Here is a 26,323-nt window from a genome sequence, read left to right as displayed (position 1 = left end):
CTTTATTCTTAAAGGGCACCTTATGTAACGCCAATTATGAGCTCACTGATGTGCGCTTGCATTCGGCGATGAGCTCTATACCTTCATCGCCATTGTCCTGTTCAAGACGTACATCGAACTTCCATAGCCGGTGCAAGTGACGCATAACCTCGTCTTTGGATTTACCCAAGGGCACTTTTCGCTGGGGAATATAGCGCAGTGTTAGTGACCTATCGCCGCTCACATCCACATTGTGGACCTGAATGTTGGGCTCCAAATTACTTAAATTGTATTGTGCAGAGAGCTTTTCTTTGATGATCTGATAGCCCATTTCATCGTGGATAGCACTGACGCCAATGTACGATTTTGTACTGTCGTCATGTAAGGCAAATAGCTTAAAATCGCGGATAACTTTAGGGGATAAAAACTGACTGATGAAACTTTCATCTTTAAAGTTTTGCATAGCAAAGTGCACGGTTTCTAGCCAGTTTTTCCCCGCGATACTGGGTAAGTATTGATAGTCTTCGTCGGTAGGTGACTGGCAGACGCGCTTTATATCCATAAACATGGCATAGCCTAATGCGTAGGGATTAATGCCCGAATAGTAGGGGCTGTTGTAATCCGGTTGCATCACTACGCTGGAATGACTGTGTAAAAATTCCATCATAAACCGGTCAGTGACGAGGCCTTCGTCGTACATTTTATTGAGTATGTGATAGTGCCAGAAACACGCCCATCCTTCGTTCATCACCTGCGTTTGCTTTTGCGGATAAAAATACTGAGAGATTTTTCGCACAATACGCACAATTTCACGTTGCCAAGGTTCGAGTAACGGGGCATTTTTTTCAATAAAATAAAGAATATTTTCCTGAGGCTCTCGAGGAAATCTCACTTTTTCTTTGCGCTTATGGTGAGGGTTGTCAGGCAGGGTTCGCCATAATTCATTCACTTGGGATTGCAGGTAAGCTTCACGTTCTTCTTGACGGTTTTTTTCTTCCTGTAAGGATATTTTTTGCGGACGTTTGTAGCGATCTACGCCATAGTTCATCAGAGCATGGCAGGAATCCAGCATATTTTCTACTTCATCGAAGCCGTATTTTTGTTCACATTTGGCAATGTAGTTTTTGGCAAATACCAGATAATCGATAATAGAACTGGCATCCGTCCAGGTTTTAAACAGGTAATTGCCCTTAAAAAACGAGTTGTGTCCATAGCAGGCATGAGCCATTACTAAAGCTTGCATAGTGATGGTATTTTCTTCCATCAAATAGGCAATACAAGGGTCGGAATTGATCACAATTTCGTAGGCCAACCCCATCTGTCCACGCCGGTATTGTTGTTCAGTCTGGATAAACTTTTTACCAAACGACCAATGGGTATAGTTAAGCGGCATGCCAATGCTGGCATAGGCATCCATCATTTGCTCAGAGGTGATCACTTCTATTTGATTCGGGTAAGTGTCTAATTTAAAGTCGTTGGCAATGCGGCGAATATGCTGTTCATATTGCTCCACCAGAGGAAAGGTCCAATCTGGACCGTCGCTGAGTGCACTTTGTTGTCCTTCGCCAGATTGTCTTCGATCACGTACCACACTATTGTCCGTCATGTTAGGCTCCTTGCTGCGCATCTTGTTCAGAGCGCTTAAACAGTTCTCTGAACACAGGGTAGATGTCGGCCTGAGATTGGATGTGCTTACTTACAAAATTGTCGAAAGTGGCAGCCACTTTTTCGTATTCCCGCCATAAGCTCTGGTGTTGTCGTTCGGTGATTTCGATATAGGCGTAATATCGCGTGACGGGTAAAAGTTTGGAAATGAGTAGATCTTTGCATTGAGGGGAGTCGTCTGCCCAATTGTCACCGTCAGATGCCTGTGCAGCATAAATATTCCAATCTCCTGAACTAAAGCGTTCTCTTACCACTTCATCCATGAGTTTTAATGCGCTTGAAACAATGGTTCCCCCGGTTTCCTGAGAATAGAAAAACTCGTGCTCATCCACCTCTTTTGCTTGGGTATGGTGGCGGATGTACACCACTTCCACATTGTCGTATGTTCGCGTTAAGAATAGATACAGGAGTATATAGAAGCGTTTTGCCATGTCTTTAGTGGCCTGAACCATCGAACCAGAGACATCCATCAGACAAAACATAACGGCTTTACTTGAGGGAAGGGGGCGTCTGTCATAGTTTTTAAAGCGCAAGTCAAAGGTATCAATAAACGGCACGCGTGCTATTTTGGCTTTTAGCACTTCAATTTCGGTTTCAATTTGCGTAATTTCGAGGGTGTTGTCGTGTTTATCCGCATATAAAGATGCCAGCTTTTCTTCTAAAGCGTTAAGCTTGCGCTTATCGCTGCCAGTTAATGCTATGCGTCTGGCCACTGAACCTTTAAGTGAACGGACTACGTCTAAATTGCTCGGGACGCCGTCGGTCTGAAAACCGGCGCGATAAGTTTCGTATTGGGTGACTTTGTCGAATTGGTTTTTCTTTAAATTAGGTAACGCTAAATCTTCAAACAATAGGTCTAAATATTCGTCTTTTGATATAGAAAAGACAAACTCGTCCTGCCCTTCACCTTCGTTACTGGCGTCTCCTTCTCCACTGCCGTTACCGCCACCGCCAGGTGGTCGGTCAATTTTGTCACCGGCGGTAAATTGATCATTGCCCGGGTGCACAATATCTCTACTGCCTCCGGCACCTGTGTGAAAAATAGGTTCTGAAATATCTCTGGCAGGAATACTGATTTGCTCTCCAGATTCAAGGTCAGTAACAGATCGTTTCCCCACAGCATCAGAGACCGCCCGTTTTATTTGCTGCTTATAACGCTTAATAAAACGTTGGCGGTTTACGGTACTCTTCCCCTTACTATTAAGTCTTCGGTCAATAAAATGCGCCATATACACCTGCTTTTCATGTTATGCACTATTGGTCGTTGCGATGGTGAAACATCCCACCACCGCCTCGAAGCCAATGCCAAGCGAAAAAGACCTACCTAAGACGCTTTTCGTACGCGCAGATACCATTCACACAATAGCCTGACTTGCTTTTGGGTATATCCTCTTTCTGTCATGCGGTTGACGAAATCATCGTGTTTTTTCTGTTCTTCGGCAGAGCCTTTGGTATTGAATGAGATGACAGGCAACAGATCTTCTGTATTAGAAAACATTTTCTTCTCAATCACTGTGCGAAGTTTCTCATAGCTCGTCCAGGCGGGATTTTTACCGCCGTTATTCGCCCGGGCACGAAGCACAAAATTGACAATTTCATTGCGAAAATCTTTTGGATTACTTATACCAGCAGGCTTTTCCGTTTTTTCCAGTTCAGCGTTAAGTGATGCGCGGTCAAACAATTGGCCGGTTTCTGGATCCCTATATTCCTGATCTTGTATCCAAAAATCGGCATAGGTGACATAGCGATCGAATAAGTTCTGACCGTATTCTGAATACGATTCCAAATAGGCGGTTTGGATCTCTTTACCAATAAATTCAACATAGCGTGGGATCAGATAGCCTTTGAGAAACTCGACATATCTGTCAGCGGTTTCTGGCGGAAATTGTTCTCTTTCAATCTGCCGTTCTAATACGTAAAACAAATGCACAGGATTAGCGGCGACCTCTTGGTGATCGAAGTTGAATACACGAGAGAGAATTTTAAACGCGAAGCGTGTTGATAACCCTTCCATTCCCTCGTCGACACCAGCGTAGTCGCGATATTCCTGATAGGACTTGGCTTTGGGATCGGTGTCTTTCAGGCTTTCCCCATCGTACACCCGCATCTTTGAAAATAAACTGGAGTTTTCGGGTGATTTGAGACGGGAGAGCACGGTAAATTGGGCAAGGCATTTCAGCGTGTCTGGCGCACATGGCGCGCCCTTGAGTTCACTGCTTTCAATCAACTTTTTATAAATTTTAATTTCTTCACTGACCCGCAGGCAATAGGGGACTTTGACGATATAAACCCGGTCTAGGAAGGCCTCGTTGTTTTTGTTGTTGCGAAATGACTGCCATTCCGACTCATTGGAATGGGCCAGTATGAGTCCGTCAAAGGGCAACGCAGAGAACCCTTCAGTAGGGTTGTAGTTTCCTTCTTGCGTCGCAGTAAGTAATGGATGTAACACCTTAATAGGTGCTTTAAACATTTCGACAAACTCCATTAACCCTTGGTTTGCCTTACACAGTGATCCTGAGTAACTGTACGCGTCGGGGTCGTTTTGTGCGAATTGCTCTAGCCGGCGAATGTCTACTTTACCCACCAGGGATGAAATATCCTGATTGTTTTCATCACCGGGTTCGGTTTTGGCAATGCCTACTTGATCAAGTATTGAGGGATACACGCGCACTACTTTAAATTGGCTTATATCGCCATTGAATTCATGTAAACGTTTGCGCGCCCAAGGTGACATGATGGTTTTCAAGTAGCGCTTAGGAATACCATACTCTTTTTCAAGTATGTCACCGTCTTCTTTGACATCAAACAAACAAAATGGATGATCGTTCACCGGTGAGCCTTTCAGCATATAGATTGGCACGTTTTGCATGAGCTCTTTTAAACGCTCAGCTAGGGAAGATTTTCCGCCGCCGACAGGACCAAGTAAATAGAGAATTTGCTTTTTCTCTTCCAGGCCTTGTGCGGCGTGCTTTAGATAAGAAACAATCTGTTCAATGGCTTCTTCCATACCATAGAATTCAGAAAATGCTGGATAACGAGAGATGACGCGATTTGAAAAGATACGACTGAGTGCAGGATCGTTAGCGGTGTCGATTAATTGTGGTTTACCGATAGCGTTGAGTAAACGTTCAGCGGCATTGGCATACGCGAGTTGGTCCTCTTTGCATATATCAAGGAACTCACCAATGGTGAACTCTTCCTGTTTGCGTTCTTCATAGCGACTTTGATAATGTTCAAAAATACCCATGAAAACCTCTTAAATACGGAGTCCCGTATTTTGAGCATAGTCGGTATTTAGAAAAAGTATACCGTAAAGCGTCGTATCACTTGGTAAATTATCGCATACGCGTAGACGTCAAAAAGGGTGTGTAATGGCCCGAGAAAAACACGCTATGGTGGGAAGCGATTAAGGATTAACGACTGCAAATATGAAAAAAAGCCTCGAAGAAACGAGGCTTTTTTGAGTCATTAAATTTGCGTAATCTTTGTGCTAGGCAGCAATATCTAACACGGTTATTTGATTATGCAAAGTTGCTGTTTGCGAATTCCCAGTTAACCAATGCCCAGAAGTTTTCCAGGTATTTTGGACGGGCATTGCGATAATCAATGTAATAAGCGTGTTCCCAAAGATCAACGGTAAGTACAGGCGTTAAGTCATCACCAGAGATTGGTGTTTCAGCGTTGCTTGTATTAACGATGTCTAGGCTACCGTCTGCCGTTTTTACTAACCATGTCCAGCTTGAGCCAAAGTTGTTTACTGCTTTGTCGTTGAAAGCCGCTTGGAAGTCTGCAAATGAGCCCCACTTAGCATTGATTGCGTCAGCAAGTGCACCAGTAGGTTCGCCACCGCCATTCGGGCTTAGGCAGTGCCAGTAAAACGTGTGATTCCACACCTGAGCTGCATTGTTGAAAACACCGCCGTCAGAAGATTTAATAATTTCTTCTAAGCTTTTGTTTTCCATATCAGTACCTTCAACTAGGCCATTTAGCTTAGTGACATAAGTAGCGTGATGCTTGCCGTAATGGTACTCAAGCGTTTCGGCAGAAATATGTGGTTCTAATGCATTTTTTTCGTATGGTAATGCTGGTAATTCAAAAGCCATGACGGTCTCCATGTTGGTTGAGTATTTTTTTACTAAAGTACACTCATGTAGCCTGTTCACCGAGTGTAAGAAGCGACGTGGTTCTCACTTGTACTTTAGATTCTAAAGCATATCCCAAATGTGGGGATAAAGTCCTATAACTCAATGACAAAAATGTGAATTTTTTTTCAATTAGTGATCAGCTCCAATAGATAGGCGTTTCTATCGTGAAAAGATCAACAACCATAGGGTCATTTGAAAGTAAATTTATGCTATTGTGAACCTTGATAAATCATTCAGGCATTCCCATTTTAGGGGAATACACTTTTGTGCTCAGAGGAATCAAATGGATAATACTGAAAACCAATCCACGCTAGATAGAATTAAGCAGCAGATTGAAGAAAACCCTATTCTTTTATATATGAAAGGTTCTCCAAAATTGCCAAGTTGTGGCTTTTCTTCACAAGCCTCGCAAGCGTTGATGTCTTGTGGTGAACCATTTGCGTACGTTGACATCCTTCAAAACCCAGATATTCGCGCTGAATTGCCAAAGTATGCAAACTGGCCAACATTCCCTCAGCTTTGGGTAGAAGGTGAGTTAGTGGGTGGATGCGATATCATCATTGAGATGTTTCAACAAAATGAACTGCAACCACTTATTAAAGACACCGCAGCAAAATACAAAAACGCTGAATAATACTTACATAAGTAAAAACACAGCTTTGTAAAACTCGATTAAAAAGCCGGCTATAAGTCGGCTTTTTTTATTAAAAAAGCCTCAAATACACCCGCTTTCATCCCCTTAAAAACTATATAGACAAACGAGAAATTAAAATCCTCTATGGATTGAAAAAATATTTTTATTTTGTCGAAAAAGGTTTGTTTTTTAATACCTTGCGCTTTATAAAAAACTCAGCTGACCCAAATGACGTCAGTGTTGAAGGTATAAAATAACAACTACTCTAGCGGCTTTTTTTATGTGTCATCAACGCTGAAAGTGGCTAAGAGAACATCCGGGAATCCACCATGAATACAACCTTGTCTTTATTGACCAAAAACGTACGTGGCGTATTAGCTGCATCAGCTGCGTTTTCAGTAATGGCTACAGCACCAGTTTTTGCTCAGGAAGCAGAAAAAAGTGTTAAAGCAGAAGATGTTGAACAAATTGCTGTCGTAGGCTCACGGGCGGCACCACGCTCAGTCGCGGACTCTGCGGTACCTATTGATATTATTTCAGATGAAGAGTTTAAGCAGCAGGGTGCCACAGATATGGTATCTATGATGCAAACTGTCGTGCCGTCTTTTAACGTTAACGACCAGCCAATTAACGATGCTTCTACGTTAGTTCGTCCCGCTAACCTGCGTGGCATGGCTTCTGACCACACCCTAGTACTTGTGAATGGCAAACGTCGTCACCGTTCTGCGGTTATTACATTCTTAGGCGGTGGCCTTTCAGACGGTGCACAAGGCCCTGATATTTCAGTTATCCCTGCAGCCGCATTAAAGCAAGTAGAAGTACTTCGCGACGGTGCCGCTGCGCAATATGGTTCTGATGCTATCGCCGGTGTTATTAACTTCGTGCTAAACGATGCCTCTGAAGGCGGGATGTTTGAAGCTCGTTACGGCTCTTACTATGAAGGCGATGGCGATATGATCCAGCTTTCAGGTAACGTAGGTATGCCTTTGTCTGATAAAGGCTTTATCAATCTATCTGCGGAATACCGCACAGCTGATGATACCTCTCGCAGTGTACAGCGCGCTGATGCAGCTGGTCTTATTGCTGCTGGCAATACTTATGTAGCCGATCCTGCCCAAATTTGGGGGTCGCCTGAGATCAAGCACGACATTAAATTGTTTGCCAACCTTGGACTTGAACTGTCTAACACTGCTGAAGCCTATATGTTTGGTAACTATGCCGAACGTGAAGTGGAAGGCGGTTTTTACTTCCGTAACCCGCACAACCGCGGTGGTGTGAACGACGGTGGTACCAATGAAGATGGCGAACAGTTGCTACTTGTTGGTGACCTAACTGGCGATATGTCGGGTAATTGTCCGACAGACATTGTTGTTGGTGATAATGTTTTAGAAAACCCACGTTACATCAACGAAGTGCTAAATAACCCTGATTGCTTTGCATTCAATGAAATTCTTCCTGGTGGTTTTACACCGCGTTTCGGTGGAACGGTTACCGATATGTCACTTGTCTTTGGAACGAAAGGCGAGTTGGATAACGATATCACGTATGACGTAAGTTTAAATCTAGGTCAAAATGAAGTTGATTTTGCGATTAGCAATACAATCAACCCATCTATGGGCCCTGATACGCCTTTCGAGTTCAGCCCAGGTCGTTACACTCAGTCAGAACAAACACTTGATATCGACTTTACAAAACCTTTCGATGTTGGTTTTCATGAGCCACTGTTTGTGGCAACCGGTTTCCAATATCGCAATGAAAGTTATGAAAGCTTCGCAGGTGATACTGCGTCTTATGAAATAGGTCCGTTGGCGACACAAGGCTTTGGCATTGGCTCAAATGGTTTCCCTGGCTTGGCGGCCAATAGCCAAGGCCGAGTGTCCCGCAATAACATCGCGTTCTACATTGACGCGGAAGCGTATATAACTGAAAGCTTTATGCTAGCAGGTGCGCTACGCTACGAAGACTTTTCTGATTTTGGTGATACCACCAAAGGTAAGATTGCTTTCCGTTGGCAGGCACTTGATAACATCGCGTTCCGTGGTGCTTTCTCAACGGGCTTTAAAGCGCCAACACTTGGTCAGAGTAACGTACGTAACGTAACTACTGCGTTTGGTACTGGTGGTCAGCTTATTGACCGTGCGACCCTACCACCAACAGATCCTGTATCTCAGTTGAAAGGCGGCGAGCAGCTAACGCCAGAAGAGTCTAAGAGTATCACCTTTGGTGTAGTCGCAGATTTCGACAACGGGTTGTTCATTACTGCTGATTACTACAATATTGAACTGACTGATCGCATCAGTACCGCTTCAGGTATTGCGTTGACAGAAGAAGATATCGCGACACTGCTTGCACAAGGCATAAACGATGCGTCTAGTTTCTCGGAAATTAGCTTCTTTACCAACGATTTCGACACTACCACTGAAGGTTTAGATGTAGTAGCAAACTATGCAATGGAAATGATGGGCGGCGAAACCAAGTTCTCACTTGCGTACAACTGGACATCTACCGAAGTAGATCGTGCGTCAGACAACATCTCTGACTACCGCATCCGTATGCTTGAAGATAACTTGCCTGCGGTACGTTATAGTGCAACCGCGAATCATACCAATGGTGATTGGCGCTTCTTAGCGCGTCTGAACTATTACGGTAGTATTTTCGAAGATCACTTGGATTCAGCTCTGCCTATTGAAAAAATCAGCTCTGAGATTACTGTTGATTTAGAAGTAGCATATAACGTTACTGAAGAATTCACGGTGACAGTGGGTGCGAAGAACGCTTTTGATGAGTACCCTGACGAAAACAATACTGATGCAGGTGGTATCACATACGCAGAGATTGCAGGTTCAGCATATCCTACAACCTCTCCGATTGGTATCAATGGTGGTTTCTACTACCTAAGAGGTGTGTACACTTTCTAAAAGGTTATAAGCCTGTTTTAAAGAAAGTACATTGCACTTCATGTGACAAATCAGGGGGCAATTTGCCCCCTTTTTCAGTTATTTAGAGGTGGTTTTTACAAAGGCGTGGTAAAGTGGAATAAAGTAGGCATTATTGAGCTTGTTCGTACTTTCTACGTGGTTGCACTTTTGTGCTAGAAAAGTCTGCGAAGAACGAAGCGGATTAATACATTTGTAAGCAAATCGAAACACACAACGTTTAAAATTATGACCAAAAAGTCGACAGTAGCAGAAACCTTTTTAAAATACCGCTCCAAGCTAATGCGTGCGGTAGGTTCTATTGTAGGCGCCGACGACATTGAAGACATAGTCCAAGAAGCTTTTATTAAAAGCTACGAGGCTGAGTTAAAACAAGAAATACAATATGAGCGTACTTATATGCTCAAAACCGCGCGAAATTTAGCGCTAAACCATGTGGCAAAAGCAGAAAATAAAAACAAACAGCCACTGGATGACATGGATATTTTGCCTTACGAATTGGTCGGGCACAGTTTAGAAAAAAACGTTGAGAGTAAAGAGCGTTTTATTCATTTTTGCCGCGCAACAGATACTTTATCTGCAGATGTTAAGCGCGTATTTTTACTCAAAAAAGTGTATGGCATGCGACAAAAAGAAATTGCTGAACTTGTGGGGCTAAGTGAAAGTACTGTCGAAAAGCATGTCGCCAAAGGTTTGTTGATGTGCTCACGGTATTTAGCCGAGCTATCAAAAGAAGATGCATCACCCCGTGCCACAGCGAATGCGACTCAGGACATAAGCCGTAGTTAACATGAATAATATTCGTCAGTTTTCAAGTAAAGAAGATATCCAAGAGCTAGCTTGCTTGTGGATTAGCCGTCTTGATCGTGGGTTGGACGACCAAGAAAAAGTTGCACTCGATGAATGGTTAAGTGAAAGCAATGCCCATCGCCAGGCGCTACTTGATTCAGCGAGTTTGTGGGACGACATGTCGGTACTTAATGAATTAAGCGGCCTGTTTCCTCAGCCGCAGTCAAGACAGGCGGCAAAGAGTAAAAGCAAGCAGGCCCTGTGGGGGATTGCTGCGACCTTTCTGGTATTGACTGTCGCGCTTAGTGCTATCGTGCAGCGGACGTGGTTTGAGTCAGCGCCGCAAATAGCGGCCATCAGTGAAAAAGTCCAAACCGGTGTGGGTGAGCAGAAAAATGTGATTTTGGCCGATGGGTCAAAGCTTCACCTCAATACTAACTCCATCGTGACTGTGGACTTTTCTGCAAATGAACGGAACATCGTTCTACTTAAAGGCGAAGCACATTTTGAAGTCGCTCATGACAAGCTTCGTCCTTTTTCGGTGACTGCGGGCAACAATACGGTAACGGCTGTGGGAACTGCGTTTAATATGCAATATGTCGATGACAATGCATTTGAATTGGTGGTTACTGAGGGCAAAGTATTGGTGAAGGATAGATTCAGAGCCACATCTAATGATTCTTTGTTCGGTAAAAAGCCGATTACCGAAGAAGGCTTGTTGATGTTTGCAGGCGAGAAAGCCACAGTTCAAGGTAAGGTGGAAGAGAGAGAAAACCTTTCTCAAAACGACATAGATGACGACTTAGCGTGGCAGCAAGGCATGATTGTATTTAAGGGTGAACCATTAGAAGAGGTACTGGCGGAAATTGGGCGTTATACACCTGTGCGCTTTAATATTTCTGATGATTCACTTAAGAAGCGCCGCGTGGCTGGATACTTTAAAGTAGGTGATATTGATGGATTGCTTTCTGCGCTGAAAAGTAGCTTCAATATCGACCATCAGCGAGTAACTGAAACGAGCATAGAACTTAAAGTGGTAAGAAGTTAATTTACCAAGCAAGACGTTAAGTTACGTTGACCAAGCAGTAACGAGTTAGCCTGAGGTGGGGCTTAACTCAGTTGGCATCATAATATTTATTATGACAATATAATTAAAATAAAAATACATCGATAATCTATCTTGCAGCACAGCAATTTTGCGAAAAGCAGGCAACCTACAAACAAGTCAATTACGCCGCACATCACAGGGAGTGAGGCACATATTGTCACGCCTTCATCTCACCTGACAACAAAGATAGGCAAGGGAGTTTCGCTGCGATCTCTGGTGCTAACAATCTTGTGTTATACATTCGTTTGCTCTTTTTCCTCAATGGCGTTTGCCCAAGCAGAAAATAAAGGACAAGCCGAAACGCCGAATCCCCCTTCCAGCAAAAGTGCTTACCGCTTTTCCATTCCAGCGCAAAATGCTAACGAAGCGCTTACTGAGCTGGCCAAACAAGCCAATACCACACTGCTATTTCCTTTTGATTTAGCAAAAACAGTCAAAACCAACGCGTTGAATGGCAGTTATACCTTAAATCAGGCACTCCAGTTTCTGTTAGAGGGAACGGAACTCGCCGTGGTTACTGACGAACGGGGTGTGCTGAGTATACGTTCGCGGGCATCTCTGACAGATAACGTACCCCGAGAACAAGTGGTGGAAGACAAAACTGAAGATACTGGGAATAGCCTTGAACGAATCGCTGTCGTTGGGACTCGTAGCAGCCCACGAAGTGTTGTAGAGTCGCCCGTACCGCTGGATATTATTGGTTCTGATGCGTTAAGTTCGCAGGGAAATTCCGATGTGTTATCCATGCTTAGCGTTATGGTTCCTTCATTAAACGTCAATGATCAGCCGATAAATGACGCCAGCAGTTTGGTGAGACCCGCTAACTTACGGGGGATGTCGTCAGATCATACTTTATTGTTACTTAACGGTAAGCGTCGGCATCGCTCTGCGGTAATCACATTTTTGGGTGGGGGGTTGTCTGATGGTGCTCAGGGACCAGATATATCCGTTATTCCAGCTTATGCATTGCAGCAAGTGGAAGTGTTGCGAGATGGCGCTTCTGCACAATACGGCTCAGACGCCATTGCCGGCGTTATCAACTTTGTATTAAAGGACGCCAGAGAGGGAGGCAGTGTCGCATTGAAGCTGGGTGGTTACAGCGAAGGGGATGGGGAACTTGTCCAATTTCAGCTGAACAAAGGTATAGGCCTAGGGGACACAGGCTTTCTGAATGCAACGGCAGAGTACCGACAGCAAAATGGCACTTCTCGTTCGGTACAACGCGACGATGCGCTGGCGCTAATAGCCAGTGGTAATAATTTCGTTGCTGATCCCGCACAAATATGGGGAGCACTTGATGTGGGGGAGGACATTAAACTGGCACTTAATTCCGGAGTTGATTTATCCGAATCATCTAAGTGGTATGGCTTTGCGACAGCTGCGCGTCGGGAGATCAACGGCGGTTTTTATTTTCGCAATCCTCAATCCAGAGAGGGAGTATTTAGCCGAACCGATCCTGAAACTGGTGAGCGACGTCTAATCGTTGCCGATTTAGACGGATTAGAATATGGGATTGCCTGTCCTTCAATTACCCTTGATGAACGCAATGTTCTTAATGATCCAAACTATTTACTCATTGCGGACAATAGCACCGCTCTAGGCGCTAATTGTTTCGCTTTTACTGAATGGTTTCCCGGTGGATTCACCCCTAAATTCGGGGGCACTATTACCGATGGCTCGGTTTCTATGGGTATAAAAACTGAGTTGAGCAATGGCTGGGCGTTGGATGCTAGTGCATCACTTGGTTATAGTGATATTGCCTATACACTGTCAAACACGGTTAATCCATCACTGGGGCCCCAAACCCCTACCACATTTTCTCCAGGCAGTGTGTCACAAGTAGAGCGCACATTTAATGTGGATTTGACGAAGTTGATTCAAACGGTTTTTGATGATCCTGTCAGTATTGCAGTAGGCGCAGAGTGGCGAAAAGAAACGTATTTTCAAAAAGCGGGTGATGTCGCATCATATGTGGCCGGTCCGTTTGCGCTGGAGCCCCCCAGAGGCTTAAATCAAGGCTTTTCTATTGGCTCTAACGGCTTTCCTGGCTATCAACCACAATCAGCTGGCCACTGGAGTAGAAACAACTGGGCGCTCTACGCTGACCTAGAATTTTATCTCTCTGATGCGTGGCAGTTTGGCGTGGCCACCCGTGTAGAACATTTCACTGATTTTGGTTCAACTTTTGATGGAAAGTTGAGTACTCGGTACAAGTTTACCGAGCATTTTGCGCTACGCGGCTCGGTAAATACGGGGTTTAAAGCGCCGACCGTAGGGCAAAGTAATGTCATTAACGTAACCACGGCTTACAGTGCAAACGGATTAGAAGACCAGGCTACGTTACCGCCCACAGATCTCATTTCTATACAGTTAGGTGCTACGCCCTTAACGCCCGAAGAGTCGGTTAACTTCAGTTTTGGCGCAGTCATGCAACTGAATGACCATTTCTTTGCCACTTTAGATTACTTCAATATTCGCCTTTCCGATAGAATCAGCACCACGTCAGCAATTCCACTAACCGACGAGGATATTGCGTCATTGATAGCACAGGGGCGTACTGATGCGGTTAAATACAACGCTGCCAAATACTTCACCAATGACTTTGATACCAAAACTCAAGGGGTGGACTTGGTGGTAAACTATGGGTTTGACAGTGGTACTTGGCGCAACACGTTGCTAATGGCGTATAATTGGACAGACACTCAGGTAGAGCGAGTGACTCGGTATACCGCTTATGTAGACGGAGAAATGCAACTTCTTCCTAACCTTACCTCTGCTCGTATTCGCATGTTAGAAGACAATTTACCTGCACATCGCGGCACCGTGACGCTGGAACAGGTCAACCAAAACTGGGCGTTTACCTGGCGTGTAAACTACTACGGAAAATTTTATGAAGATCACCTGGATGCCTCTGCTGGTATGGATGTTTATGGTGGGGCGTTGACCACATTTGATGCTCAGGCCGCCTGGCAGTTTCTGCCTACTACTAAGATGGTTGTCGGTGCGCAAAACCTGTTTGATGCACTACCTGATGTCAATCCTTTCAAAGGTGAGGTTGGTGCATTGTACCCGCCAACCTCTCCCGGAGGTATTAACGGTGCGTTTTATTACCTGGGTATCGAGCACGTGTTAGATTGACACTAGAATCCTAATATGGGGAATGGGAACAAGAGGCGGTGTAGGGGTAATACGGTGTAGCGTTAAGTACAGAAGTGTGTGGATAACGCGGGCAATGGAAAAAGTACAATTAGATGTGGGTAGTAATATGCAGTTTATCCGTTAAAACATAATACAAAGTGGAAAAATTATCCGACGTCTTTAAACAAACTTTCGTCGATGATGGTTTGGTCAATAATGTCCTGTGCCATGTGAATGCACTTGCCGCATTGAGAGCCGAGTTCAAGATGCTGACGCAGTTCTCGTATGTTACCTACACCGTGATTTTCTACGGCCGCACGAATAGTTTTATCCGTCACCCCGTAACACATACATACAAACATCAAACGTACTCCAAATGAATCTGTAAATGATAATAGTTGTTATTCGTTACTTTGGCAAGCAAAGATCATTTTATTTAAAGTTTGAAAGCAGCTGCGCAGGAATTTACGTGATTTAACAAGCAAGGATGTCTTCTTATCTTGTAAGGTTTTTAACTTGATACCGGTGAAGCTGTTCATTAATGGTACGAACAGTAAAAAAAGCGCACTACTATGGTTGCTATTTAGTTTTTAGTACCTATCTTACAAGGCTCAAAGCAATTTATTTATAAGTAGTTGTGCAATATGGCTACTTCAATTATTACAATCCAATCTAAAATGGAGAGACTCATGAGTGTATTAGTAGGCCGTCCAGCGCCAGATTTCACAGCAGCAGCGGTACTAGGTAGTGGCGAAATCGTTGATTCGTTCACACTAAGTGAAGCAATTAAAGGTAAAAAAGCCGTTGTATTTTTCTATCCACTAGATTTCACTTTCGTATGCCCATCAGAGCTAATCGCTTTCGACAAGCGTTTTGATGAATTTAAAAAGCGTGGCGTAGAAGTAATTGGTGTATCAATCGATTCTCAGTTCTCTCACAACGCGTGGAGAAATACACCAGTAAACCAAGGCGGTATTGGCCCAGTTAAGTACACCTTGGTTGCTGACGTGAAACACGACATTTGCCAGGCGTACGATGTTGAGCACCCAGAAGATGGCGTTGCTTTCCGCGGTTCTTTCCTTATCGATGAAGAAGGTATGGTGCGTCATCAGGTTGTAAACGATCTACCACTTGGCCGTAACGTAGACGAAATGCTACGTATGGTTGATGCGTTGGCATTCCACCAAGAGCACGGCGAAGTGTGTCCAGCTGGTTGGACTGAAGGCAAAGCGGGTATGGATGCATCACCTGAAGGTGTAGCAAAGTACCTATCTGAAGAAGCAGACAAGCTTTAATCAGCCCCACTATCTAAAAAAACAGCGCCGTTGGCGCTGTTTTTTTATCCGTATCTTTGACATTGCATATATCTAACAATTTCTAGCCTTCAGACAAAGGCCAACCGCCAAGGGCTTTGTATCGATTCACCATATAGCAAAACAGTTCCGTGGTTTTTTGCGCGTCGTACAGTGCGCTGTGCGCTTCGTTCTGGTCAAACGCAATGCCAGCGGCTCTGCACGCTTTTACTAATACCGTTTGACCTAGCGCCAATCCTGCCAGGCTGGTGGTATCGAATGACACAAAAGGATGAAATGGCGTGCGCTTAATATTACAGCGGGTAATAGCCGCATTGACGAAGCTTTGATCGAAAGTGGAGTTGTGTGCCACAATCACAGATCGTTGACAGTCTTCATTTTTCTGCGCTTTGCGAATGCCTTTGCACAAATCTTTCATCGCTTCGCTTTCTAAAATTGCGCCTCGAAGGGCACAATGGGGGTTAATTCCGTTAAATTCGAGTGCCGCAGGCTCTAAATTAGCACCTTCAAACGGTTCAATGTGATAGTGAAAAGTCTGATCTGGGTGGATATCCCCGTTTTCATCCATCTTTATGGTAACGGCGGCCAATTCCAGAAGTGCATCGGTATTGGCATTAAAGCCAGCGGTTTCAACATCGATAACAACGGGAAAGTACCCTCTAAAGCGCTGTGAGAGAAGGGGCGGTTTGGAAGACATAAACTCTCTAGTAAACAATTTTGCAAAGATGAGTTGTCGTTGTTAGGTGCTGCGACAACCAATTGAATAGGGGATTATCGCAAGGATGTTGTTCACTTGCCAGTTTCATTTTGTGGTGACCATTTTTCAACCTCGCTATTTTGCGCCGCTACTCGCACATGACAGTGTGCCTTTGTGTTATTGATAAAGAATGAGGAAAAGCTCGACATCGCCCGTTATTAAATACTAAACTTTTCAGAAGATCAGACGATATTATAAATTAACCTATAGCGCTTAACGCTTGTGGCTTCGTCTTTTACAATCCATCTAGGTCTTTACTATGGTGTCGAAATTAAAATTTATAGTTTTAGTCGGACTATTGGGGTCGCTGTCAGCCAATGCTGCTATGAGACAATACTCTGCCACTATAGAAAGCTCTACGTGGGAGATAAAGAATAACTCCCGTTTACAATGCTCGTTAAACCACGCACTACCGGGCTACGGTGAGGCCATGTTTAGTAGTGTTGCATCCAAGCAGCTCAACATGGAATTTGAGCTGGATATGCATTTACTGCCAAATCGCTTTGATATTGCTGCTGTGTATTCTGTACCGCCTAAATGGATGCCGGGCAAAGCCCCCAAACCCATAGCCGATATGACGCTTCGCAAACAATACGACGGAGATTTGCCACAAGACGCTGCGTGGAGCATGTTATCCGAGCTTGAAAAAGGGTTTTGGCCGACCATTTACTACCAAGATTGGTATAACCAATATGACAAAGTCAGTGTCGCGTTAAACGCCAGTAACTTTGCCGGTGTTTATCGCGACTTCGTGCAGTGCGTGTCGAATCTTCTACCGTATAGTTTCGACGACATTTCCTACACGGTTCTGTCCTATCAAAACAACAGCACTGAATTGACCAAATACTCACAAAAGCGTTTAACCATGATTGGCGAGTATCTGAAAGAAGATGCCGAACTGGAGCTGGTACTACTTGATGGCTATACGGACAGTTATGGCGGGCGATGGAATAACGAACAGTTGTCCATTCAACGGGCTAATGAAGTAAAGGTATATCTGAACTCTCTTGGGGTGCCTGAAGAGCGCATCGCGATCACCGGACACGGTGAAAAGCGTCATGTCGCACCTAATGACACTCGCGAAAATCGCGCTCAAAACAGACGTGTGGTAGTACGACTTTCTAAGTCATAAGTCACTGTGACTGTGCTGAGTGCGCCACTGCGAAACTGGGGGCACATGATCGGTAAATACGCCACTGGCTTTAATTACTTCAGCTAAATTGTTGAGTAAATGTGCACTGTCCATGCCTTGTGGCAATACATCGTGTCGGTAGGTATAGGGGTGAATACTAAGTTGTTGGTCATGGGCGAACTTCACCCAGGACGCAGCTGCTATGTTGCCTTTTTCCAACTCAGCTTTGTCAAACAGATGTCCAATCCAGGGGCCAATGCCATCGGCATACACACTTACCTGTTGCATACCTTGCGCAGTGCGAAGCCAGTTGTAGTCAGTATCACTTTCTTCCCAACTATTTTCGCCGATTAGCATGACGAGTTTGCCGGTGTAGTCTAATTGCTCTCTTATGCGCTTGATTTCAGAAAAGTCGAAACACTGCAGATAACTGTTACCATGTGCACCACCAAAACCATATTGGTTTAACGTTTCAATCACGATGCGACTGGCGTCGACACCCTCCTCAAGGTGAAATGCAGGCGATTTCACTTCGGGGTAAACACCTATGTGTTGGTTAAACTGTCGATTGAGCTCGCTGATCAGTTCAAAATGTTCCGCTAACGTGGCAATTTTGAAGTTAGCCTGACGCCCGGTATAACGATGGGCAAACACCTGTTTTCCTTTAAGGTCGGTGCGCTCGTGCAAAGTAAGCTGTCTAAGCTCATCTAAAGTAAAGTCGCGGGCGTAAAAGCGCCCGTCCTGTCGCTTTCGCTGAGGATATAGTGTTTGCACGTTCGACACAGTGTCTAAGTGAATGTCGTGCAGCACAATAGGCACGTTGTCTTTAGTAATGACCACGTCCTGCTCGATAAAATCAGGGTGTTGTGCATACGCCAGTGTCGCCGCTTCAAGGGTGTGTTCAGGTAAGTATCCGGAAGCCCCACGATGGGCAATTATCGCAAAGCCTGGGTTGTGTTTGGCTTCGCCAGTGGTTGCCCAGGCGTTAACCGTAATTAAGCTGGATAACGCACCCAGTGCCAAAGCAGCAAACGGCAATACACGTCGTTTGGTCATGCGAACGTTAAATAGAAAAATCACGGTCATACCCCTTAAACTTGTTTTTGGGTGTTAACTTAAAGACTTGTTTTGAATAAGCTCGATGGCGTAACCGTCTGGGTCGCGCACAAAGGCAATAACAGTGGTTCCGCCTTTAACCGGCCCCGGTTTTCTGTACACGTCTGCACCATTCGCCTCAAGCTGTTCACAGAAGCCATAAATATCGTCAACTTCAATTGCGATATGGCCATAGGCGTTGCCTTTTTCGTAGGTGTTGTCACCCCAGTTGTAAGTGAGTTCTAATACGGTAGAGTCACTTTCATCGCCGTAACCGACAAATGCTAGCGTATATTCGTATTCAGTATTCTCTGAGCGTCTAAGTAAACGCATCCCCATCAGGGACGTGTAAAAATGAAGAGACGCTTCTAAATTTTCGACGCGTAACATGGTGTGAAGCATTCGCATAACAAACTCCTATTGATAGCTTGAAGGGCTTGCTGAACGTTACTCTGATTATCAACAAGCCCTAGGTTAATATAAGAATGTTAACGCTTTAAGACAGGATCACCAATATGTCTGATTTTGTCTGATAGTTGAGTAAAACATTACGTTTGCGGTTATAGCGCCGCAGGGGAGGGTATTAAAACCCCCACAAACCCATGTTGTCTATTTTTAATCGGCGGGGTTGTTGGAAGGGGAGCGGCAATAGTTACATGATCATAGAGGCGATGTCTTGATTTTTGGACAAGGCCGGCGTCAACTATTCGCTTTTCTCCAAAGCTGAAGTCGTAAAAAACAGAACAGTAGGCTAATTCTGTTATTTTGAGTCCCTGTACCAAGCTCGTGGGGCTGCAATGTACGAGAAGCTGCCGTTCGGCCCGACAGTCATTTCATGTATTCGCTTTAATTTTCACTTACCAGTTTTGCGAACGCCTAAGTGTATGACTAAGCTGCTTAAAGCTATACTATGCCAATAGTGATATATTTATATGCGAAGTGTTGTTCGCATATAAATAGGTTCGCAAAATAGTAAAAGTGACGCCAGCGCAGTCACAGCAAAGGATAGCGGGGGGATAGCCCGATATGATAAAAATTAATAAGCGGTTCTTAGGGTCCGCTTCATTTAAATGTTAAGTGCCTTATCAATAATGGCGTATCTCAAAAGGATTTACCCATGTCATCTTTGTCAGAACATGATGATTTAAAACAATTTGAAAAAACAACTTGGAAATCAAATCTAACAAGAAGGATTGATAGTTTCAGAGAAGTTATCAATGAAGGAGATAACTTTGAAAAGTTCTTTGGAAAGGAATACCTAGAAAAATTAACAGAGAAAGAAGCAAGATTAAATTCTTTAATGATGAAGCTTGTTATTTTTTATTCTCTCGTAATGATTTCACTATATTCAGCTCAAAACTCTCAAGGTGTTGAGCTAAGAATACTTGGTTATAGTTTTAAAAACCTAGGATATTATAAAGAGTTTATATTATTTATTGCCGCAGTAATCACACCTATATCGGCACTTGTAACGGCGTATAAAAGTTACATTAGTGCTTTAATTAAAGAGTGCATAGCCAAAATTGCTCCAGATGAAACTGTCCGAGATTTCTATAAACATCAATGGATAGATTATCCTGCGGATGCATTATTCAAAAAAATGGCTAAAGGTGAAAAAGTTAGTGAGCACGGTTTCTCTGTGTTTCTGGCAGCCGCTATTGCACTAATACTTATCTTAATATTAATTACTTTAGTCTTAGCGTCTTTTTTCATTCAAGTTGTAGTTATTTATGATGTATACATTAATCCAGCATCATCCGGCTTCATTAATACTTTCGTAATTATTTTTGCATTATCATCCATTATTTTTTCTTGGTTAGTTTCAATCATTCAAATGCCAATGCCAGAAGTGGATTTTAGTAACTACGATAAAGTCTCAAACTTAGAAAAAGAAGACCCTGAAAAGTACAAAAAAGTGATGGATGAAATATCCAAGGGTGAAGCAAAAAAAGATGCTAGATCAATAATATTGACGTCAGCATTAACTTATCTAATTACTTTCTCTGCCTTAAGTTTTATATGGTACGGTCTAACTTTTCAGGATATTTCTGTATTTTTGCCCAAAGCTGTTACTGGAACTATGCTCGTAATGTTCTTCTCAAATGAGTTGCTCGGCTTTGTTCGTAAAATATCATATAGATTATTCTTTAAGTCTTTCCCTGAAGCTTCTGATGAAAGAACAAAAGCATTTACGAAATTACAAAAATTTCTATCAATTGTGAAAATTGTAATACCTGCAATTTTAACTGTTGTGTATTCACTATATGCTTTCAAATAGAATGGAAGCTAAATGGCACTTAACAAGTCGTTTAAAAGGACAAAAAACAGTTGGCTTTTGCTCCTTCGTCGCTAATTTTAGCCAACCATTTTTTGTCTCTTAACGAGGCGTTATATGCCTAGGGTAATTTAGATGGAATTTACAGCATTAGTGGATATCGCTCCAGAATTGGCAGAGCTTTCAGCCGTCGACCGCAGTGCTATTGAATTGTTTACTTTGACATGGTCAATCTTCGAGTCAAAAAAACTCGATAGAAATGCATCCATCCCTAAAATAGAAGAAAAGTTAGCTGAAATCGAAATAGATGAAGTCTTTTTTGAAGATACCCTCGATTACTTTAAGCGAAGATATTTTCCAAATGGGCAAGAGTCTTATCATTTTGAATATCTAAATATAAAACGACCAGAGACAAAAATTAAGATTGAAAATGCTCTTAAAGGTGAAATTTCGGACCCTAAAGAACTGTTATTAATCTGCCTAATCATCATTTATCGTTTCAGAAACAATCTTTTCCATGGTGAAAAATGGGTCTATGGCATACAAGGGCAACAGGAAAACTTCGAATTCTCTGTTGATTTATTAAAACAGTGTATGAGGTTGTTTCCAGATGGCATATAACAAACACATTATATTCATTCGCTCCGCTCATTGGGACGCATACTCGCTGGCTGGCGCTTCGCGCAAGTTTAGCCAGCAAGTATGCGCCCCATATGTGAAGCGTTATTATGCTTCCATTCTAAGGTCGTTACATGTCATTAAATATTCATGAAAAATGCAAAGAAAGATTAGTGGAAGTCATTGCTGACAGTTTAGAGAAAATCGACGTTAAAAATAAGATGTTTGTTGAGCGAATGTCTTGTGTTGACTTAGTTAGCGCAGATTCTATTTTACCAACTTCGGGAAGAATTAAATCAACATTACAAAGCGCTATAGGTGAGCTTCCTGTCTTTGAGTTTATTTATGCCACTTTGTCTAGAGAGTTAACTGAAAAATTTGGATATGATTCAGACATTCCTTTATCAAAACTAACAGAAATTGATGGTTATCAAGATACTGCCGACGTTGCTAGGCGATTGGTTAATGAATTTGACAGCCTACCTTGGCAGTATATTTTCAGTATTGAATTGAATAGTGATATTGCGAAGCTATTCCAAGAAAGCTTAGATAACTTTGATATATCTGAAAGTATAGCTATCCGAAAGTCTGACGACGACTTTTCATTAATTTATCCTCCGAAGTCGGGAATTGAAAAAAGGGATCAGTCAATTTCAGGAAGTGGCTTAGGTTTGTTTTCGTTATTCACTGAGAATACATGGAATTCCAAAGGCGCATTTCTCCAAATAAAAAGTGAAGGTTTTGTTGGTCAATATGGCCCTGATGAAACTCATACCCAAGTGATTGAAAAATTAAAATCGTTTTGCGGGTTAGGTATCGCACTTAGACTTTTTAAAATTAATGCTAAATATCGTTCAACTCCAACAAAAGCAAAATTTTTCATTCATAAACTAGAAAATGAAAACTGGGTAGTGCAAGGAAAGCATGAGTTAGATTATGATATTTCGGACACCTTTCACGATCTTGTAATCCATGATTTTGATGGCGTCCTTGATACTCAAGATAAACAAGCTTCATGGGTAAATCGTAAACTTAGTGATATGAACACTGTTTTTTCATGCGAAGATGAAGCTAAAACACAGAAATTGCTATTGGCCTGTCAGTGGTTATTTGAAAGCTTTAGTGGTAAAAATGAATTGCTTTCCTTTGTTCAAACTACTGTAGTAATTGAAATTCTATTAGGTGACAAGGCGTCATCTGAACAAGTTGGTCTAGGCACATTATTAAGAAACCGTTGTGCGTACTTAATAGGTACAAGCCAAAGTCAACGGAACGAAATATTAGATGACTTTCAAAAAATTTATGATGTTAGATCTAAAATTGTTCATGGCGGTAAAAGTAGACTAAATTACGTCGAACGAGGCCTTATGGATAAACTACAATGGATGTGCCGCAGAGTAATTCAAGAAGAAGTAAAATTGCTTTGTGAAGATGAGCAAAAAGAAGCATAACAAATCAATTCAGCAGGACAAAAAACAGTTGCTTTTGCTCCTGCGTAGCTAATTTTAATCAACTATTTTATTACCTCTGATTGAGGCGTTGAATGTCCGCTCCTTGTCTAAAGCGGAATTAAGCTGATGAACCACGTACTTTACTGCAAGTGTTCTAACGTAAAGGGCTGCACGCGGTAAAGTACACTAGCCACTACCATGTAATCCGAATGACGCTTAGGGTGGTTAAAAAATAAACGCGAAATAATTGGACAATCATATTGTTTACCTGTAGATTATGCCTCGCTTTAGATATGTTCTACACTTTACCTAATACTGCGTTGTACCTCTCTTTTATTCCTTCAAATTGAAGCTTTATCTAGATATACATTTGCGTTACTAGCTTGGTTATATCTTGAGCTTTGTGGTGTTTTTCACCTTACTATCAATTTAAAAAGGTTATTATTATGTCTAATTCTGTCAACGGTACAGTTAAGTGGTTTAACGAAGATAAAGGTTTTGGTTTTTTAACGCCTGAAGCGGGTGGTAAAGATGTATTTGTACATTTTCGCTCAATTGCTTCTGAAGGGTTTAGAACCCTTGCTGAAGGCCAAGCTGTAAGCTTCGAAGTAGAACAAGGCCAAAAAGGCCCGCAAGCTGCTAATGTAGTGGTGAGATAAGCACTTAGCTTAAACCATTCACTTAACAGGCTCTTTGAATAACACAAAGAGCCTGTCAATTCGTTTTCAAATTTCTTTTACACAATACGAGGGAATTTAAAAAACTATTACAACACCTAAGAAGTGATAAAAATACACATGGAAATCAATATACTCCCATCTGAGATTGCATCGATCTCTCATATCTCGACGAATAAAAACGCAGTGGCGTTTAGACAAGCCAATCAAGCGCGACTTGTTACCTTTCAGTCAAGGCTAGAAGCAAAAGCGTTTGTGTTAGAGCTGTTGCAGCGTTTTTAAAAGCACTGAGTAGGTAAACCATACCCAGCGCTTGCATAGTAAACGCTATTGACTACGTTGAACGACCTTGTTTTTCAATTCAACATCACTGTCTGCCAACAAGTAGATGGTCGTGGCATAGGCTGCAATATTTTGCGCAAGCTCATCGGGATCAATTTTATCTAACGTGTCGTCTGGCGTGTGATGTAAGTCAAAATAGTCATGACCATTTTGGTTCAGTCGAATGGTAGGTACCCCTTTAGCGGCAAGGGGAATAATGTCAGGGCCACCCCCGGCAATATCGTCTCCACCACGAACTATACCCAAAGGCGACAGTATTTTAGCTATTTCATCAACGACCTCTGTGGCGTGGGGATTGACGTTCGATACCAGTTGCCAGATGGTTTGCGCACCAAAATCAGATTCGGTGGCTAATACGTGATTATCCAGTTCGTTTTCGTGGGCCTTAGCGTAGGCAAAGGCGCCCAGCAGTCCCACTTCTTCAGCCCCGAACATGACCACGCGAATAGTGCGCTTGGGACGCTCTGGTAATGCGGCAATCAGTGCAGCAGCAGCGGTAGTAATGGCGATACCTGCGCCATCGTCAACGGCGCCAGTGCCCAGATCCCAACTATCTAAATGTCCGCCAATCAAAACAATTTCTTCGGGTTTTTCGCTACCAATGAGATCGAGGATCACATTGCCACTGCTAACTTCTCCTTTCCATTTAGATTCGGAATGAAGCGCAAGTGACAGCGGCTTACCAATATTATGCAATCGACGAAGGTGATCGGCATCAGGGTTAGAAATGGCAATGACCGGAATATCCGCCCATTTATCATTGTCTGAGCTCATCATGCCCGAGTGCGGAAAACGGTGGGAATCTGAGCCTACTGAGCGCACAACAAGGGCTAGTGCACCGCCGCGTTGTGCGTGCTGCCAGCCAATACGACGGCGCTGATTGGCTTGACCATAGCCCGCGCCCGTTTGACTTTTTACCATAGCATCGCCATCCACAAAGGCAATTTTCCCTACCAAAGCATTGTCTTGTACTTCAGTAAGTGCATGAATATCTCTAAAGTACACAACTTCTGCATCAATTTCTTTTTCAGATGGCGCCGCGCCACCCAACGCTGTACCGTATAGCGGCTGAGTATAGGGCGATGTTAATGCAATGTGTAAGTGACCTCTGTCCCAAAAGGGCATAGTGAAGGGCTCCATTGAAACCCTGTCAAAGCCCAACTGTTTTCCCAGTGCTACTCCCCAATCGCGGGCGCGCTGTTCCGCTTCAGAACCACCCAATCGCGGGCCTATTTCTGTGGTCAACGACTCAACAATACGATAACCCAGGTCGCTATTTAAAGCGTTATCTATCAGCATTTCTGCATGTTGTTTTTGATTTGGGGTTATTGGTGAAGGGGAGGCGATAAGGTTAAAACTTAAAACGCTTAATAGGGTGCTTAACGCAAAGCCCTTTGCCGCATTGACACTAAACATAAGTTCTCCAAATAGTCGTGTAATTCAATCCGCATCTAACGTTTCCCATAAGTTGTGTCTGGTCTGTGCAAAGCATGCCATGCACATGATCATTCACCGGGTTGTTAGCATGGTGTGATGTACTTATTTCTTGGTGATAAGTTTATTTTTCTTGTGTATCGCTTTTTGAACTTCGTTAATAAAGCTTTTTCGGCCAAACTGTCGCGTGATGATACACCGGTCGAGGTCGAATCCTCTGGCTGGGCAATATTCTCTGCCGTAATAGATGATTTGCAGATGCAAATCATTCCATCTCTCTTTAGGGAACAAGCGCTTAGCATCCCGTTCGGTTTGTTCTACGCTCTTGCCATTAGACAATCCCCAACGGTACATTAATCGATGAATGTGGGTGTCTACGGGAAAGGCGGGAACCCCAAATGCCTGAGCCATCACTACAGAGGCTGTTTTATGACCCACACCAGGCATGGCTTCAAGCGCCGCAAAGTCCTGTGGCACGTCGCCGTTGTGTTGCTTGATGATCATATCCGAGAGATGCCAAATGCCATTTGACTTCATCGGAGACAAACCGCAAGGCTTAATAATTTCTTTTATTTCTTCGATGCTCATCTGCACCATGTCATAAGGGTTATCAGCACGGGCAAAGAGTTTTGGCGTAATCTGATTGACCCGTTCATCGGTGCACTGGGCAGAGAGTAATACCGCAACAAGCAGCGTATAGGGATCTTTGTGATCAAGAGGGATGGGCACCTCAGGATACAGTTCATCAAGGATTTGTATGATAGCGTCAACTTTTTCTTTTTTTGAAATGGGTTTGGCTACATCAGTCATCAATGGTGTTCTCTTATGGTCAATT

At 43.2% G+C, this 26,323-nt stretch carries 22 protein-coding genes; 12 read left to right on the top strand and 10 right to left on the bottom strand.

The genetic code is table 11. The annotated features are described in order from the left end of the window. Positions 1-34 precede the first annotated feature (34 nt). The 4 genes from ACMCM8_RS11070 to sodB all read right to left on the bottom strand — a co-directional run bounded on the left by ACMCM8_RS11070 (position 35) and on the right by sodB (position 5,747). Entirely contained in the window at positions 35-1,585 is a 1,551-nt protein-coding gene (locus ACMCM8_RS11070) for a SpoVR family protein (protein WP_412722681.1), read from the bottom strand. 1 nt (position 1,586) lies between these two features. After that, a complete protein-coding gene (locus ACMCM8_RS11065; protein ID WP_412722680.1) occupies positions 1,587-2,873 on the bottom strand; it encodes a YeaH/YhbH family protein in 1,287 nt (428 codons plus the stop codon). Between the two features lie 95 nt (positions 2,874-2,968). Then, entirely contained in the window at positions 2,969-4,891 is a 1,923-nt protein-coding gene (locus ACMCM8_RS11060; RefSeq protein ID WP_412722679.1) for a PrkA family serine protein kinase, read from the bottom strand. Positions 4,892-5,165: 274 nt separating this feature from the next. Continuing rightward, positions 5,166-5,747 (bottom strand): superoxide dismutase [Fe], encoded by a 582-nt coding sequence (gene sodB, locus ACMCM8_RS11055; RefSeq protein ID WP_412722678.1) that lies wholly within the window; start codon positions 5,745-5,747, stop codon positions 5,166-5,168. A 325-nt stretch (positions 5,748-6,072) separates the two neighbouring features. On the opposite strand from sodB, the gene ACMCM8_RS11050 reads away from it, so the two are divergent. The 5 genes from ACMCM8_RS11050 (at position 6,073) to ACMCM8_RS11030 (ending at position 14,394) form a co-directional block, all read left to right on the top strand. Beyond that, positions 6,073-6,423, top strand: coding sequence for a Grx4 family monothiol glutaredoxin (locus ACMCM8_RS11050; protein WP_412722677.1), 351 nt, complete (start codon positions 6,073-6,075; stop codon positions 6,421-6,423). Positions 6,424-6,752: 329 nt separating this feature from the next. Then, a complete protein-coding gene (locus ACMCM8_RS11045; RefSeq protein ID WP_412722676.1) occupies positions 6,753-9,341 on the top strand; it encodes a TonB-dependent receptor plug domain-containing protein in 2,589 nt (862 codons plus the stop codon). A gap of 246 nt (positions 9,342-9,587) precedes the next feature. After that, complete coding sequence (locus ACMCM8_RS11040) at positions 9,588-10,148, top strand: RNA polymerase sigma factor (protein ID WP_412722675.1); 561 nt, start codon at positions 9,588-9,590, stop codon at positions 10,146-10,148. A 1-nt stretch (position 10,149) separates the two neighbouring features. Next, entirely contained in the window at positions 10,150-11,196 is a 1,047-nt protein-coding gene (locus tag ACMCM8_RS11035; protein ID WP_412722674.1) for a FecR family protein, read from the top strand. Positions 11,197-11,517: 321 nt separating this feature from the next. Then, positions 11,518-14,394, top strand: a complete 2,877-nt coding sequence (locus tag ACMCM8_RS11030; protein WP_412722673.1) for a TonB-dependent receptor domain-containing protein — start codon at positions 11,518-11,520, stop codon at positions 14,392-14,394. Between the two features lie 167 nt (positions 14,395-14,561). Here the strand turns inward: ACMCM8_RS11030 and ACMCM8_RS11025 are convergent, their stop codons facing one another. Then, positions 14,562-14,756 carry a bacterioferritin-associated ferredoxin gene (locus ACMCM8_RS11025; protein WP_412727692.1) on the bottom strand — a complete coding sequence of 65 codons (195 nt, stop codon included), beginning with the start codon at positions 14,754-14,756 and terminating at the stop codon, positions 14,562-14,564. Positions 14,757-15,083: 327 nt separating this feature from the next. Here ACMCM8_RS11025 and ACMCM8_RS11020 point away from each other — a divergent pair, with 327 nt between their 5' ends. Continuing rightward, positions 15,084-15,689 carry a peroxiredoxin gene (locus ACMCM8_RS11020; protein WP_412722672.1) on the top strand — a complete coding sequence of 202 codons (606 nt, stop codon included), beginning with the start codon at positions 15,084-15,086 and terminating at the stop codon, positions 15,687-15,689. 82 nt (positions 15,690-15,771) lie between these two features. On the opposite strand, the gene rnt is transcribed toward ACMCM8_RS11020, so the two are convergent. Then, entirely contained in the window at positions 15,772-16,404 is a 633-nt protein-coding gene (rnt, locus tag ACMCM8_RS11015) for a ribonuclease T (RefSeq protein ID WP_412722671.1), read from the bottom strand. Positions 16,405-16,723: 319 nt separating this feature from the next. Here rnt and ACMCM8_RS11010 point away from each other — a divergent pair, with 319 nt between their 5' ends. Further along, positions 16,724-17,596 carry a flagellar protein MotY gene (locus ACMCM8_RS11010; protein ID WP_412722670.1) on the top strand — a complete coding sequence of 291 codons (873 nt, stop codon included), beginning with the start codon at positions 16,724-16,726 and terminating at the stop codon, positions 17,594-17,596. On the opposite strand, the gene glpQ is transcribed toward ACMCM8_RS11010, so the two are convergent. Beyond that, positions 17,591-18,682, bottom strand: coding sequence for a glycerophosphodiester phosphodiesterase (gene glpQ, locus ACMCM8_RS11005; RefSeq protein ID WP_412722669.1), 1,092 nt, complete (start codon positions 18,680-18,682; stop codon positions 17,591-17,593). The two genes, ACMCM8_RS11010 and glpQ, sit on opposite strands and share 6 nt — an antisense overlap. 24 nt (positions 18,683-18,706) lie before the next feature. Further along, positions 18,707-19,099: a lactoylglutathione lyase gene (gene gloA, locus ACMCM8_RS11000; RefSeq protein ID WP_412722668.1), complete on the bottom strand. Its 393-nt coding sequence runs from the start codon at positions 19,097-19,099 to the stop codon at positions 18,707-18,709. A gap of 709 nt (positions 19,100-19,808) precedes the next feature. On the opposite strand from gloA, the gene ACMCM8_RS10995 reads away from it, so the two are divergent. From ACMCM8_RS10995 to ACMCM8_RS10975, 5 genes are all read left to right on the top strand, one after another. Next, positions 19,809-20,969, top strand: a complete 1,161-nt coding sequence (locus tag ACMCM8_RS10995) for a hypothetical protein (protein ID WP_412722667.1) — start codon at positions 19,809-19,811, stop codon at positions 20,967-20,969. A 132-nt stretch (positions 20,970-21,101) separates the two neighbouring features. Further along, positions 21,102-21,587, top strand: coding sequence for a hypothetical protein (locus ACMCM8_RS10990; protein ID WP_412722666.1), 486 nt, complete (start codon positions 21,102-21,104; stop codon positions 21,585-21,587). A 131-nt stretch (positions 21,588-21,718) separates the two neighbouring features. After that, positions 21,719-23,035, top strand: coding sequence for a hypothetical protein (locus ACMCM8_RS10985; protein ID WP_412722665.1), 1,317 nt, complete (start codon positions 21,719-21,721; stop codon positions 23,033-23,035). A 446-nt stretch (positions 23,036-23,481) separates the two neighbouring features. Then, positions 23,482-23,694, top strand: coding sequence for a transcription antiterminator/RNA stability regulator CspE (cspE, locus tag ACMCM8_RS10980; RefSeq protein ID WP_412722664.1), 213 nt, complete (start codon positions 23,482-23,484; stop codon positions 23,692-23,694). A 138-nt stretch (positions 23,695-23,832) separates the two neighbouring features. Beyond that, positions 23,833-23,994 (top strand): hypothetical protein, encoded by a 162-nt coding sequence (locus ACMCM8_RS10975; protein WP_412722663.1) that lies wholly within the window; start codon positions 23,833-23,835, stop codon positions 23,992-23,994. Positions 23,995-24,039: 45 nt separating this feature from the next. Here the strand turns inward: ACMCM8_RS10975 and ACMCM8_RS10970 are convergent, their stop codons facing one another. Next, positions 24,040-25,470, bottom strand: coding sequence for a M20/M25/M40 family metallo-hydrolase (locus ACMCM8_RS10970; RefSeq protein ID WP_412722662.1), 1,431 nt, complete (start codon positions 25,468-25,470; stop codon positions 24,040-24,042). A gap of 123 nt (positions 25,471-25,593) precedes the next feature. After that, entirely contained in the window at positions 25,594-26,298 is a 705-nt protein-coding gene (gene nth / locus ACMCM8_RS10965; RefSeq protein ID WP_412722661.1) for an endonuclease III, read from the bottom strand. Between the last annotated feature and the right edge of the window lie 25 nt (positions 26,299-26,323).

This window comes from Alteromonas sp. D210916BOD_24 (assembly GCF_047159385.1).
In the GTDB taxonomy this organism is placed as follows: domain Bacteria; phylum Pseudomonadota; class Gammaproteobacteria; order Enterobacterales; family Alteromonadaceae; genus Alteromonas.
This window is presented reverse-complemented; position numbering and strand designations above follow the sequence as displayed.

What these genes read in the sequence shown, in the direction of transcription:
- ACMCM8_RS11070 (WP_412722681.1), bottom strand. Translation starts at nt 1,585, where the DNA reads ATGACGGACAATAGTGTGGTACGTGATCGAAGACAATCTGGCGAAGGA.
- ACMCM8_RS11065 (WP_412722680.1), bottom strand. Translation starts at nt 2,873, where the DNA reads ATGGCGCATTTTATTGACCGAAGACTTAATAGTAAGGGGAAGAGTACC.
- ACMCM8_RS11060 (WP_412722679.1), bottom strand. Translation starts at nt 4,891, where the DNA reads ATGGGTATTTTTGAACATTATCAAAGTCGCTATGAAGAACGCAAACAG.
- sodB (WP_412722678.1), bottom strand. Translation starts at nt 5,747, where the DNA reads ATGGCTTTTGAATTACCAGCATTACCATACGAAAAAAATGCATTAGAA.
- ACMCM8_RS11050 (WP_412722677.1), top strand. Translation starts at nt 6,073, where the DNA reads ATGGATAATACTGAAAACCAATCCACGCTAGATAGAATTAAGCAGCAG.
- ACMCM8_RS11045 (WP_412722676.1), top strand. Translation starts at nt 6,753, where the DNA reads ATGAATACAACCTTGTCTTTATTGACCAAAAACGTACGTGGCGTATTA.
- ACMCM8_RS11040 (WP_412722675.1), top strand. Translation starts at nt 9,588, where the DNA reads ATGACCAAAAAGTCGACAGTAGCAGAAACCTTTTTAAAATACCGCTCC.
- ACMCM8_RS11035 (WP_412722674.1), top strand. Translation starts at nt 10,150, where the DNA reads ATGAATAATATTCGTCAGTTTTCAAGTAAAGAAGATATCCAAGAGCTA.
- ACMCM8_RS11030 (WP_412722673.1), top strand. Translation starts at nt 11,518, where the DNA reads ATGGCGTTTGCCCAAGCAGAAAATAAAGGACAAGCCGAAACGCCGAAT.
- ACMCM8_RS11025 (WP_412727692.1), bottom strand. Translation starts at nt 14,756, where the DNA reads ATGTTTGTATGTATGTGTTACGGGGTGACGGATAAAACTATTCGTGCG.
- ACMCM8_RS11020 (WP_412722672.1), top strand. Translation starts at nt 15,084, where the DNA reads ATGAGTGTATTAGTAGGCCGTCCAGCGCCAGATTTCACAGCAGCAGCG.
- rnt (WP_412722671.1), bottom strand. Translation starts at nt 16,404, where the DNA reads ATGTCTTCCAAACCGCCCCTTCTCTCACAGCGCTTTAGAGGGTACTTT.
- ACMCM8_RS11010 (WP_412722670.1), top strand. Translation starts at nt 16,724, where the DNA reads ATGGTGTCGAAATTAAAATTTATAGTTTTAGTCGGACTATTGGGGTCG.
- glpQ (WP_412722669.1), bottom strand. Translation starts at nt 18,682, where the DNA reads ATGACCGTGATTTTTCTATTTAACGTTCGCATGACCAAACGACGTGTA.
- gloA (WP_412722668.1), bottom strand. Translation starts at nt 19,099, where the DNA reads ATGCGAATGCTTCACACCATGTTACGCGTCGAAAATTTAGAAGCGTCT.
- ACMCM8_RS10995 (WP_412722667.1), top strand. Translation starts at nt 19,809, where the DNA reads ATGTCATCTTTGTCAGAACATGATGATTTAAAACAATTTGAAAAAACA.
- ACMCM8_RS10990 (WP_412722666.1), top strand. Translation starts at nt 21,102, where the DNA reads ATGGAATTTACAGCATTAGTGGATATCGCTCCAGAATTGGCAGAGCTT.
- ACMCM8_RS10985 (WP_412722665.1), top strand. Translation starts at nt 21,719, where the DNA reads ATGTCATTAAATATTCATGAAAAATGCAAAGAAAGATTAGTGGAAGTC.
- cspE (WP_412722664.1), top strand. Translation starts at nt 23,482, where the DNA reads ATGTCTAATTCTGTCAACGGTACAGTTAAGTGGTTTAACGAAGATAAA.
- ACMCM8_RS10975 (WP_412722663.1), top strand. Translation starts at nt 23,833, where the DNA reads ATGGAAATCAATATACTCCCATCTGAGATTGCATCGATCTCTCATATC.
- ACMCM8_RS10970 (WP_412722662.1), bottom strand. Translation starts at nt 25,470, where the DNA reads ATGTTTAGTGTCAATGCGGCAAAGGGCTTTGCGTTAAGCACCCTATTA.
- nth (WP_412722661.1), bottom strand. Translation starts at nt 26,298, where the DNA reads ATGACTGATGTAGCCAAACCCATTTCAAAAAAAGAAAAAGTTGACGCT.